The sequence below is a fragment of the Kitasatospora sp. NEAU-69 genome, assembly GCF_057158765.1.
Map to the genome: position 1 here is coordinate 1 of NZ_JBWXUE010000073.1, position 11,775 is coordinate 11,775.

Annotated in this window: 10 protein-coding genes; all 10 read right to left on the reverse strand. The window is 70.8% G+C overall.

Annotated features, from left to right (window positions below; all coding sequences use genetic code 11):
• Window positions 1-14 precede the first annotated feature (14 nt).
• The 10 genes from AC060L_RS37070 to istA all read right to left on the reverse strand — a co-directional run bounded on the left by AC060L_RS37070 (window position 15) and on the right by istA (window position 11,627).
• Window positions 15-1,646 carry an ISAzo13 family transposase gene (locus AC060L_RS37070; RefSeq protein WP_483803407.1) on the reverse strand — a complete coding sequence of 544 codons (1,632 nt, stop codon included), beginning with the start codon at window positions 1,644-1,646 and terminating at the stop codon, window positions 15-17.
• A complete protein-coding gene (locus tag AC060L_RS37075; RefSeq protein ID WP_483803400.1) occupies window positions 1,540-2,463 on the reverse strand; it encodes a Mur ligase domain-containing protein in 924 nt (307 codons plus the stop codon). The genes AC060L_RS37070 and AC060L_RS37075 overlap by 107 nt, the downstream gene beginning before the upstream one ends.
• A gap of 2 nt (window positions 2,464-2,465) precedes the next feature.
• The gene (locus AC060L_RS37080) at window positions 2,466-3,071 is read right to left on the reverse strand and encodes a hypothetical protein (protein WP_483803401.1); all 606 of its coding nucleotides are present in this window, start codon (window positions 3,069-3,071) and stop codon (window positions 2,466-2,468) included.
• Between the two features lie 52 nt (window positions 3,072-3,123).
• Entirely contained in the window at window positions 3,124-4,524 is a 1,401-nt protein-coding gene (locus AC060L_RS37085) for a glutamine synthetase family protein (protein WP_483803402.1), read from the reverse strand.
• Window positions 4,524-6,032 carry an amino acid permease gene (locus AC060L_RS37090; RefSeq protein ID WP_483803403.1) on the reverse strand — a complete coding sequence of 503 codons (1,509 nt, stop codon included), beginning with the start codon at window positions 6,030-6,032 and terminating at the stop codon, window positions 4,524-4,526. Before AC060L_RS37090 ends, AC060L_RS37085 begins: the two co-directional genes overlap by 1 nt.
• A gap of 72 nt (window positions 6,033-6,104) precedes the next feature.
• Complete coding sequence (locus tag AC060L_RS37095; protein WP_483803404.1) at window positions 6,105-7,079, reverse strand: hypothetical protein; 975 nt, start codon at window positions 7,077-7,079, stop codon at window positions 6,105-6,107.
• A 61-nt stretch (window positions 7,080-7,140) separates the two neighbouring features.
• The gene (locus AC060L_RS37100) at window positions 7,141-8,025 is read right to left on the reverse strand and encodes an SAM-dependent methyltransferase (protein WP_483803405.1); all 885 of its coding nucleotides are present in this window, start codon (window positions 8,023-8,025) and stop codon (window positions 7,141-7,143) included.
• A 315-nt stretch (window positions 8,026-8,340) separates the two neighbouring features.
• The gene (locus AC060L_RS37105) at window positions 8,341-9,201 is read right to left on the reverse strand and encodes an SAM-dependent methyltransferase (RefSeq protein WP_483803406.1); all 861 of its coding nucleotides are present in this window, start codon (window positions 9,199-9,201) and stop codon (window positions 8,341-8,343) included.
• A gap of 116 nt (window positions 9,202-9,317) precedes the next feature.
• Complete coding sequence (gene istB, locus AC060L_RS37110; RefSeq protein WP_483799922.1) at window positions 9,318-10,091, reverse strand: IS21-like element helper ATPase IstB; 774 nt, start codon at window positions 10,089-10,091, stop codon at window positions 9,318-9,320.
• 60 nt (window positions 10,092-10,151) lie between these two features.
• A complete protein-coding gene (gene istA, locus AC060L_RS37115) occupies window positions 10,152-11,627 on the reverse strand; it encodes an IS21 family transposase (protein WP_483799923.1) in 1,476 nt (491 codons plus the stop codon).
• Between the last annotated feature and the right edge of the window lie 148 nt (window positions 11,628-11,775).

An 11,775-nucleotide genomic window follows, 5' to 3' on the forward strand; every position in this document is an offset into this window, starting at 1 on the left:
GGGCTTGCAGATCATCAACTCGCAGTCTTGATCTCTGCCGGAAGAGTGATGCCTTGGGTCGTGGCGAGCTTGTAGAGGGCGTCCAGGTCGGACAGTTGGGCTCCGGCAGGCTCGATGGTGTGGCCTGCGGCCTGGAGGAGGTTGCGGACGTCGCGGATGCGGCGGTTGACGGTCTCGGGTGTGACACAGAAGAGCCGGGCCACGGCGACCTGCGGGAGACCGAGCCGCTGGTGGAGCAGAACGGCCAGGAGGCGGTCGGCCAGGGTGAGAACCGGTCGCCGGCCGGTGGTGCCGTCGCCCTTGACGCGGGGCCGGTGGCCGCGCCGCTTGTCGAGTTGGCCCTCGCGCTGGGTGTCGTGGAGGGACGTGAGCGTGGTGATCAGGGCGTCCCACTCGGGTGCGGGTAGGCCGGTCAGGATCGGGTGGCAGAGCCAGGCGAGGTCGGGGCTGGGTTGGTCGAACGGGTCGGGGGCATCGCTGACCTGGGCGTATTCCTCGGGCCGCAGGGAGTAGTTCCACTCGCCGTGCCAGTCGTGGCGGTCCAGGGGCAGGGCGTCCATCTGCCGGTCGCCGACCGTCACACCGGTGGGGTAGGTGGCCGTGTCGAGTTCGGCGTGGACGGTCAGACCGGTGCGGGTGGTCGTTGCGGCGATGCTGTTCACGATGACCTCGTGGCTGCTCAGGGGCCTGCCGCGCCAGTTCATGGTGATGTGGGAGAACAGCCGGTGTTCGACCCTGTTCCATTTAGATGTACCCGGCGGAAAATGACACACAGTGATGATCAGGCCGGTCTCCACGGCGAGGGCAGCGAGTTCGGCCTTCCAGGCACGGGTGCGGTAGCCGTTGGAGCCGCCGGCGTCCGCGGTGACCAGCAGGCGCCGGGCACCGGGGTAGGCGGTGTGCCCGGCGCCGCGCCACCATCGCCTGATCGATTCGACCGCGAACGCGGCGGTGTCGTGGTCGGTGCCCACGTTCACCCAGCCGGTGTTCGCGGCCAAGTCGTAGATGCCGTACGGGATCGCCTTGCCCAGTTCCTTGTCGGGGAAGTCATGGGTGGAGACCGCGACCGGGTGGCCTGCGCGCTCCCACTCCCGGCCGCCGTTCTTGTAGGGGCCGACGAGCTCTTTCTTCTTCGTGTCCACGCTGACCACCGGGTCGCCACCCGCCTGGTGAGCCTTGGCCTGTTCGTTGATGTAGCGGAACTGGCCGTCCCGGTCGGGATGTTGGCGACCCTCGATGGTCTTGGCGTTGCCCTGGAGGCTGAAGCCCTCCTCGCGCAGCAGGTCCCCGACCGTGTCCGCCGAGATCCGGTACCCCTGGCGGGTGAGCCGGTCGGCGAGGTGGCGGGTGGACTTGGTGGTCCAGCGCAGCGGGGACATCGGATCGCCGCGCTCGTCGGGCTCGACCAGCGCCAACAGTGCGGTTCGCAGGGCGGGTTCCAGGTCGACGGCGCGCTTGCGGCCGCCGCCCGGCCTCCGCACCCGGCCCAGCGGCGGCTCGCCGGACTCCAACTCGTCCACCCCGGCGGACACGGTCGCCTCACGCACCCCGGCGGCACGGGCGACGTGCCTGATCCCGCCATGCCCGATCGACCGGGCCTCCGCACCCAGCAGCAACCGCCGCTGCCGCTCGTCCAGGTGCGGCATGATCGCCTCGAACTTGGCCTGCAGCAAAGCCTGCTGCTCCCGCGATGTTCTCATAGCACATCAACGAGCCAGAACACCGGAAGCCACGGGTTACTTCTCTGCAAGCCCTTAGGTCCGGGTGTTGTTCACTCAGACGTAGGGCGAGTTGGGCGCAGCCGGTATCCCAGCCGGACAGTACGACGATCTGACTTCGGCGTGCCAGTGCTTCCAGCGGCTCCACCGCCTTCTGGAGGTCGTCGTGGTGGGGCTGGTGTGCCGCGATGGCGGTGATCACGGTGAGGGTGGGCGAGCATTGGGCCTCGGGGTTCAGATCCGGGCCGAATTCGGCGATGAGCAGGTCGCCGCCGCTGTGGTGACCGGCTGGCGCCCCGACCGGCGGGTTCAGCAGTGCCCAGGCTGGGTTGCGGTAGCCGAGGGCTGTGGTGAGCGCGCCGGCGGTGAGCGTGGTGCTGTGGCTGCCGGCTACTGCGATGCTGGTCTGCGTGGCGGTGACGAGCAGGGCGAGCGCGTCCGCTTGGCGCAGGACCGGCAGGCCCATCTCCTCGGCCCGCTTGGTCTCCGTGGCGTGCGTCAGGGAGGCCGATGCCCACAGCACCGCGGACATGTCGGCCCGAACGTGGGCGCGGTCGTGGCCGGGCAGGACGTTGATCCCGAGCTCGGCCAGATGCGCTGGCATGTCCTCGGGATGGGCGCAGCCGGTGGGGCGGGCGCCGCGTTCCTTGAGCAGCTGGGCGAGGGCCGGCATGCCCGGGTCGCTGATGCCGATCAGGTGCGGTGCGGCCAGGGCTGCGGGCCCGGTGTAGTCGACGGCGTCCATGATCAGGTCCTCTGCTGTGGGAGAGCGGTGACCGAGAGGGGCGTGGTGAGGGCGTGTTCGACGAGCGCGATGAGAGCGTGCAGCGCCGCTCCGCGCTCGCTGATGTCAGTCGGGATGACGGGGATGCGCGCGTCCTGGAGGCGCAGTGCCCGGCGGACGGTGGCCGTGGTGCCCGACCCTGCAGAGGCTGGCTGGTCGATGGCCACCACGGTGAAGGGGATGCGCCGTCGGTGGAGGTATTCGGTCGTGGCCAGGGAGCCGCGGGGATCGTTCAGGTCGGCGACGACGAGGGCTGCGTCGGCGGCGGCCAGCAGGTCTTCCCAGCGGAACCAGTGCCGCTCTTCGTCGGGGAGGGCGAAGAGCGTGACCGCCGCACGGTCGAGCCGCAGACGGCCGAGGCCGAGCTCGACGGTGGCGTCGGGGTCCTCGCCCAGGCCGCTTCCGGGGGCGGCGACGCTCAGTAGTTCGGTGACCGGCTTCAGCGGGGCATCGCTCAGGGTGCGGGTCAGGGTGGTCGCGGTACCGGGCCGGCCTGCAACCAGAAGCGCTATGGACGGGCAGCTTTCGAGGAGCAGGCAGTCCTCGGTGGACGGGGAGAGGGATGGCAACGGGCGTCGCTTCCTGCATCGTGGGTCGGAACGGGTTCTCTGGGTTGGCGGGTCAGGCTTGGTCGAAGCCGCGTACGAGCTCGAGGTCGCTGATATGGCTTTCGTGGAAGGCGAGTTCGGCGTCGGCGGCCTGCGCGTAGTGGGCGACGACCTGCTCGCCGAACAGCTCGACGGCCAGGCCGCTGCTCTCGAAGGTGCCGACCGCTTCGCCGAGCGAGAGCGGCACGGTGGGTGCGGTGGTCTCCTGGTAGGCGTCGCCGCGCACCGCGGCGGGCGGGGCGAGGTGCTGCTCGATTCCCCAGCGGGAGGCTGCCGCGGCGGCGGCCACCACCAGGTAGGGGTTGGCGTCGGCACCGGGCAGCCGCACCTCCAGATGCAGGCTCCCGCCGTGCCCGACCACCCGCACCGCGCAGGAGCGGTTGTCCCGGCCCCAGGCGAATCGCGTCGGCGCGAAGCTGTGGTCGCGGTACCGCTTGTAGGAGTTGACGTACGGGGCGAGGAACGGCATCAGGTCCGGGAGCGCGCCGAGAAGGCCGGCCACTACGTGCTCGCCCAGGGGCGACAGCTCATCGGGCCGGTCCGGGTGGGTGAGCACCGCCTCGCCGTCGCGCCACAGCGACAGGTGCAGGTGCAGCCCCGAGCCCGTCGCATCGTCGGGCGCCGCCATGAACGTCGCGGCCATGCCGCGCCGAGCGGCGAACGCGCGTGCCGCCTCCTTGAACAGCACGTGCTGCTCGCACGCCGCCATCGCCTCCCCGTACGGGAACGTCACCTCCAGCTGGCCCGGAGCCCCCTCCAGCTTGAACGCCTCCACCGGAAGACCGCCGTTGGCCAGCCCCGACGTCAGACGCCCCAGGAACTGAGCCAGCTCCTCCGGCATGTCGAAGGCGTAGTCGTGCCCCGGGCCGGTCACCGGGCGCCGGGCGCGCGCACCCGTGAGGTGCTGCTGGGCCTGCTCGTCGTCCGGGGCGTGGTAGACCACGAACTCGGTCTCCATGCCGACCTTCATCTCCAGACCCAGGCCGGCCAGTTCGGCGAGCTGCTCGCGCAGCACCGTGCCGGGGGCGACCACCAGGCGCTGCCCAGTGGCATCCAGCGGATCGGCGAGCACCAGCGCGGTGTGCGGCACCCACGGCACCATGCGTGCCGACCGGACGTCGGGGGCCAGCCGCACGTCCCCGAATCCGTCGTGCCAGCGGCTCTTGGCCGCCACCATGCCCAGGTCGGTGGCCAGCAGGTACCCGCAGCCGTCCATGTGCATGGTGCCGTCCAGCAGTTGATCCAGGATGCCGGCCGGGAAGGTCTTACCGCGCAGTCGGCCCTGTAGGTCGATGGTCGCGATTCGCACTCGGCGTACGTCGCCGATGCGCACGGCATCGCGGAACTGGATCGGTGTCAGCCTGCCGCGGAACTGGGGGATCCGGGGCGGTCCGGGCATCGGTGCGGTGGTCATCACACGACCTCGGCCTCGAGCTCGGCCATCGCCCGGTCGGCGACCGGGATGCTGTAGCGCGGGCCGGTCACCCGGTAGCTGACCTCCGCGCCGACCAGAACCACCAGCAAGGCGATGCCGGCGTAGTTGAAGGAGTCGGCGGTCACCGGGGAGACCTGCGGCAGACAGAACAGCACCGTCACGCACGCGACCCACGCCACGGACACGATGCCGATCGGCTTGCTCCAGCGCCCCAAGTGCCACGGGCCGGGCTTGAACCGCCGCCCGGCGCGCAGCCGCAGGAACACCGGGATCGCGATCGCCGGGGTGATGCCGATGACGTTGATCGAGGTGACCGCGGCGTATGCGGTCGGGGAGTACAGGACCGGCAGGGTGACCACCAGGGCCGCGACCACCGACAGCCAGACCGCGGCCACCGGTGTGGCGGTCTTCGGCGAGACCCGCCGCCACCAGGCCGAGCCCGGCAGCGCGCCGTCGCGGGAGAAGGCGAACGCCATCCTGCTGGCGGCGGCGACCTCGGCCGCACCGCAGAACAGCTGGGCTCCGATCACGATGAGCAGCAGCAGCTTCGCCCCGGTCGGGCCGACCGCGTCCAGGAAGATCTGCGCGGGCGGCACCCCGGTCGCGGTGCCCATGGTCCCGGCGTAGTTCTGAATCGCGAAGGTGAGCCCAGCCAGCAGCACGGCGCCGGCGATCCAGGACACCCAGATCGAGCGGACGATCCCGCGCGGCGCCGCAATCGACGCCCTCGTCGTCTCCTCGGACAGGTGCGCGGAGGCGTCGTAGCCGGAGAACGTGTACTGCGCCAGGAGCAACCCGATGGCGCTCACGTAGAGGGAGTTGTGCCACCCCGTCTGGTTGACGAAGTGGGTGAACACGAACCCGGCGGACTGGTGGTGAGCCGGAACCAGAGCAAGCACGGCCACGATTACCGCTACCCCCGCCAGGTGCCAGACCACCGAGACGCCGTTCAGCACGCTGACCAGCCGCACACCGCGCAGGTTCACCAACGCGTGCAGCAGCAGGATGACCGCGAAGATGAGGAACAGCTTCCCGGGCGTCGGGGTGAAGGAGAACTGCATCTGCAGCAGTGCACCGGTGAACTGGGCCGCGCCGTAGTCGATTCCGGCGATCGCCCCGAGCAGTCCGAGGAGGTTGAGCCAGCCGGTGTACCAGCCCCACTTCGGCCCGCCGAGTGTGTGCGCCTGGTAGTAGAGAGCGCCGGAGGTCGGATACGCGGAGGTGACCTCGGCGAACGCCAGGCCCAGCAGCAGGACCATGAAGCCGACGCCGACCCAGCCCCACAGCATCACGGCGGGGCCGCCGGTGGTCATCCCGAATCCGTAGAGCGTCATGCAGCCGGACAGGATCGAGATCACGGAGAACGACACCGCGAAGTTCCCGAAGGCGCCCATCCGGCGGACCAGAGTCGGCGTGTACCCCAGTGACTGCAGATGGGAGTCGTCATCGCCGGTGCCTGGCGGAGTGGCGCGGTGCTTGCGGGACACAGTTTCTCCAATGAGGTTTCAGGGATAGCGAATTCGGGTGCGCGGCCGATCGGGCTGCGCAGCCCTTCGATCTCAGTTGCGGGAGGCTGCCATGGCGGCCTGGCGCCGGGCGTTCAGCAGGAGGGCGTGCCCGCCACCGGGCTTTTCCGCCACGCTCTCCCAGGGCTCCCGGGAGCCGAACGACCCCAGGATCTCGAACACTTGGGCCGCCTGCGCCTTGCGATTGCCGGCCCACAGGGCGTGGGCAAGGTGGCTCAGGTCGGAGACCGAGCGCTCCTCGCTCGCCCGCCCCAGGAACCACCCGAGCCAGGCCCGCTCCGTGTCCCGCATGACCCCCTCACGCAGCCACTGGTTGCGCAGCAGCGCGCCCCGGCTCGGGTCGTTGCGGACCCGCTCCACGTGCAGGTAGAGCGGCAGCAGTCGCAGGGGCGAGCCGGCAGGTGCGTGCCCCGTCAGCCAGCTCGCGAACTCCCAGGCCTCCCCCACCCGGCCCTGGCGCAGCCACCACCGCAGCATCCGGTGGTGCCCTTCCCGGCTGTACGGATCACGTCGCTGGAGCTCCGACAGCAGCCACCACGGACCGTCGCGCAGCAGGCGGTCGGGCGGCTCGCCGTGGTGCTCCGGGAGTGTCTGGCCCGGGTCGAGGACGGCCAGTTCCAGCAGCGCCACCCACGGAATGGGGTCGGCCGGTGCGATCCGCGATGCGTGCCAGCACGCTTCGCGGGCCGCCTCGTGCATCGCGTTGGCTTGGCCGTTGCCGGCCCGAGCGGCTGCCAGCGCCCGCAGCACCGCCACCCGCGCCCCCAGTACGGCGAGGTCGATGCTGCCGGAGTCCTCCCGCGCCCAGTGCTCCAGCACATCCGAGCGCGCCACCGCCCCCGCCAGCACCTGGCTGCGCGCGGTGCGCAGCGGCTGGTCCCGGCCGCTGCGGGCCAGCAACTCGCGGGTGGACATCCACCGGCCCGCCTGGAGGTCCGTCACCGCGCCGCGTAACTCGCTGTCCAGGCCTGCCGGGTGGAACACCACGTCCGTCGCTCCGAGCACCATCACCGCACCCCGCCTACACCCGGGCGGTCCACCGGCCGGCCGGCCGCACTGCCCCCGCTGCTCATGGCTTGCGCCCGATCGCGCCGTAGCGGGAAACCGTCGCCGCGCTCAGCTGTGTCATCGCCTGGCGGTCCGGCTGCCAGCGGTTGACCGGCACCGGGCCCGGTGTCTGGAGCAACAGGCCGTCCAGGAAGCGCGCGACCTGCTCGGCACTACGCGGAACGACCGGGATGCGCAGAGACTCGTAGACCTCGGCCAGCCGCTCCCACGCGGCCGGAGCAAAGTCGGCGCTGGCATGGGAGAGGACAACGAAACTGCCGCTCGGCAGGACCTGCAGCAGCTCGCCGAGCAGCCCGCACGGATCCTCCTGGTCCGGGATCTGCTCGAGCACCGTCTCCAAGACCACCGCGAGCGGCCGGCCCGCACCGATCACCTGCCGCACAGCGGCCGCACCCAAGAGCACCGACGGTTCACGCAGCTCGCCCTTCACCACCGCCAGCCGGCCCGGCGGTGGGCAGCTCAACCGTGCCCGCAGATGGCTCAGCACCAGCGGGTCCGCGTCGGCGTGCAGTACGCGGGCCCGCGGCTGCTCCGCCTGGATCACCCCGTGCAGGGGCGGCTCGCTCGGCAGACCCGTGCCGAGGACCAGCCACTCCCGCACGCCCTCCTCGCGCGCGAGATGCCGTACCGCTCGCTCCACGAACCGACGCTGGGCCTGTACCGCCTGCCCGATCGTTGGCACCGCAGCGACCAGCCGCTCGGCGGCCCTGCGATCGGCCGGCAGCGCGTCCTTCCCCCCGAGCAGGTGATCGGTGATCCGGGCCGGACTCGGCCGCCCGGTCTCCAGCGCCGTCTGCGGCGCTTGGCCGCACCCACGGCCGGCGCGGGACTCCACCACGCCCGAGCGGCGCACTCTGGGCGGTTGACTGGTCTGCGGGGCGGTCATGGCGTCCTTATCAGGGATACGGGGCGGGTATGTACGGGGTGGTGCACCCGCACGCCGCGTCAGGGGGTACGCGCGGCGTGCGGGCGGTCAAATGGGGTGGGCCGCGCCGGTGGGACGGCGAGCGCGGCCCGCTCTTCCCTGCTACCGCGCCGAGCTGGGGTGGACACAACCGCCACAGGGAAGAGGCTCGGGGCGGTCCAGCGGCGGAGGGCTCATGCCGCCGAGGGGACGGTGGAGGGGATCACAACGGAGATCGACGGCTGAGGGGACTGTTTTGAGAGGGGCGAGCGCCGGGTCGCGCTCCGCGCCCCTGCCTCACCGCAGCGCCCTGCCGGCGGCACCCAGGCGCTGCGTGCGGGCCACCGCCCCGAGAATCCGAATCTCGCCCACACCCCGCCGTGCCCGCCACCGCGTCACCTCCTGCACCCCCGGCGCCATCAGCGGAAAGCCCGCCAACAGCGAACAGACGTCATCGGCCGAGGAAGGGCTCAGTGGCAGCCGTGCCGCCTCGAATGGCCGGGCCAGCGGGCTCGACTCCCATTCCCGATCGCCATCGGGGTACACGGCGTGCGACAGAACCACCCGGCTGCCCGCAGGCAGCACCCCGGCCAGCTCCTCCACCACACCAGGCGCCACGCACCCGCCCCAGTGCAACGCACCGGCCAACACCACCGCCACGGGCTGCGAGAAGTCCACCAGCCCACGGACCACCGGATCAGACACCACGGCCAGCGGCTCGCGCCCATTGGTGGGTACCACTGAGACCCGGCGCGCCCCGCCGTCCGCGCACTGCGCACGAAAGCGAGCCAGCGCCAACTCGTTGCCGGACGCATAGACCACCCGGGCCACCGGAGCGGCCCACTGCGCGGCCCGGTCGATGACGCCCTGCGGCAATGGACCAACCTGCACGAACTGCCGCAGCCCCTCCCGAACCAACCGCCCCGTCACCGCATCCAGCCACTCCTGCTCCGCCTGCAACGCACCCCGCAGACCCCGGTAGACAGCCAGCAGCCGCTCGGCAGCGTCCTGATCCACCCTCAGATGGTCGGTGCCGCCGAGCAGGAAATTCACCACCCTGCTGGGGTGCGGAACAGCGTGAAGCCCACCATCCTGCGGGTTGCCCGGCCCGGCATCGAGAGCCCGGGCAGAGTGCGGCTTCTGCTGGAGCCTAAGCATGATCGTCGGCCTGTGTCAACGGCCATTGAGATGCCCAGGTGGGTGGCCGTTGGGTGTCCAGGCTGGTGGCCATCAGATGCCCAGGTGGGTGGCCAGTGGTGTTCCTGGGGTGGGGGTCAGTTCAAGGGGACCACTCCCTTCCCGGCGAGGGCCTCGGCGAGGCGGTGTGAGTCGCCAGTGGTGGTCACGAGGTGAGCGTGGTGCATGAGGCGGTCGGTGCTGGCGCCGGCGAGAGTCTTGGGCATGATCGTGTCGAAGCCTGAGGGGTGAATGTTGCTGGTCACCGCGATGGACCGGCGTTCGTAGGCAGCGTCGATGATCCGGTAGAACGCCTCGGCGGCGTCCTCGCCGACCGGCAGCAGGCCGATGTCGTCGATGACGATGAGGTCCGCGCGGCAGATCCGGGCGACGGTCCGGGCGGTGGACCCGTCGACCTTCGACTTCCCGATCGCGGCGCTCAGCGTCTCCAGGGTGAACCAGGACACCCGCAGGTCCTTCTCGATCGCGGCCTGGGCCAGGCCCTCGGTGAAGTGGCTCTTGCCCGTCCCCGACGGGCCGGCGATCACCAAATTCTCGGCGCGGCCGATCCACTCCAGGGTGATCAGGGAGTTCTGGGTGGGTTCGGGGATGGTGGAGTCCTCGGCCCGCCAGGAGCCCAGGGTTTTGCCGGTGGGGAAGTTCGCCGAGTGGCGGCGAAGGCGCCGGGTGGCCGCGTCGCGGCCGGTGACCTCCTCGGCTATCAGCAGCCGCAGGACCTCGGCGGGGTCCCAACGCTGGGCTCGGGCGGTGGCCAGGACGTCCGGGGCCGCTTTGCGCATGTAGGGCAGGCGCATGCGGCGCATGAGTTTGTCGAGTTCCTCGGGGATGGCGGGCGGGCTGGGAAAGCTCATGGGGGTGCCGTTCTCTTGGGTGACGTGCAGTCAGAATGCTGTGGTGGGCGGCGTGTTGGCTCAGCGGCCCAGGGCCTGCCAGCCGATGGTTCCGTTCTGGACGGAGTGGGCCTCGTCCGCGCGCACGACCTCGCCGGCGGGCTTGCTGTCCGCGATGTGTCCCAGGATCGAGAGCAGGTCGTCGTCGGCGAAGCGCCCGGCCGTGGCCGCCAGACCGAGGGCCTGGTCGACTTTGTCGTTGCCCAGGACAGTGGCCAGCTCGACCGCGCGGGCCATCTTGGCGCGGATGCGGATCGCGCCGGCGGGTCCGGCCTCCTTGAGCCAGCGCCCGGCCCCGGGCCCGATGCCCACGAACGCGATCTCCGCCTCCGAGCGCGGCCGCAGCCGCGGCTGGTGAACGCTGCGGCCGTCCGGGTGGTCGGGATAGTGCGCGTCGATGATCTGCGGAACACCCGGGGTGGACAGCTGGTGGCGCCAGATCTCCGACAGGTCCCCGGATTCGGTGCGGGCGGTGATGGAGAGTTCCTCGCCGACGACCCGGCACCACACCCTCGCGCCGGTATAGCCCGGCGGGGTCGAGTAGCGCACCGAGTTGAAGCTGATCGTGCGGTCCGAGCCGACCAGCCTCTCCTCGCCCAGCGCGAGCGCGAGCGGCTCGATGGGCAGGACGTGCAGGGTGGTGCGCTCCACGTCCAGGCGGCTCGCGGGTATCTGCCCGGTCGCCCGGTGACGACGGGAGTTCACCTGCTCGCACCAGGTGCGGCAGGCATCGGTGAGCTCGGCGAAGGAGTCGTAGGCGGGCAACAGGTTCGCATCCGTGGGCACCAGGTCGGCCTTCGCGATACGGACCGTGGCCTCCGCGCCGCCCTTCGACTCGGGGTCGTAGGGCACGCAACTGACCACCTGGCAGCCGTAATGCCGACCCGCGGCGACCATCTGTGGATGACGTACCGGGATCCCGGCGATGTGCTCGACGGTGACCGTCTTCGCGTTGTCCGTCAGTACATACGTCGGCGCCCCGCCAATCCGCCGCAACGCGGTGTCCAGGCAGGCCACCAGCGTGCCCAACGTGCAGTCCCAGACCGGGATCACGACCCGGAACCGCGACCAGGACAGCCACGCGCAGAACAGCCAGGTCCGCCGGCCGCCGATCCGCGGCCCCTCGCCCCAGTCGAACTGCAGCCACCGGCCCGGCTCGGGAATCCAGGGTCGGTACGTCCGGCGCTTGCCCGTCTTCCACGCGGTCTTCGCCGCGTTCACCGCCCGCCTCGTCGAGCGCGCACTTCCCCGGTAGCCCATCTTCACGAGCTTCTCGTGGACCACATCGGCGCGGATCGTCGCCTTCGACTGCTCGACCCACTCCTCGACCTTCTCCAGGAACGCGTCGATCATCTTCGGCCGCGGCTCTCGCTCATAAGGATTGCGCCCGCCGTCGCGGGCCTCGACATACCGCTTGACCGTCTTCGGGTCGTGCCCCGCCAAGCTCGCCGCCGACCAGACCGTCCCGGTCAGGTCGTACGCCTCAAGGATTTCCATGATCTCTCTGTCAGACTTCGTCACAGGACCTCTCCGACCGGTTCGCTGATGCTTCGCAAACACCAGCAAACCGGACGGAGGGGTCTCCTTCGATAAGGAAGCGATCAGGAACACCACAGGTCAGACGGCCATCCACCTGGAATTCCGG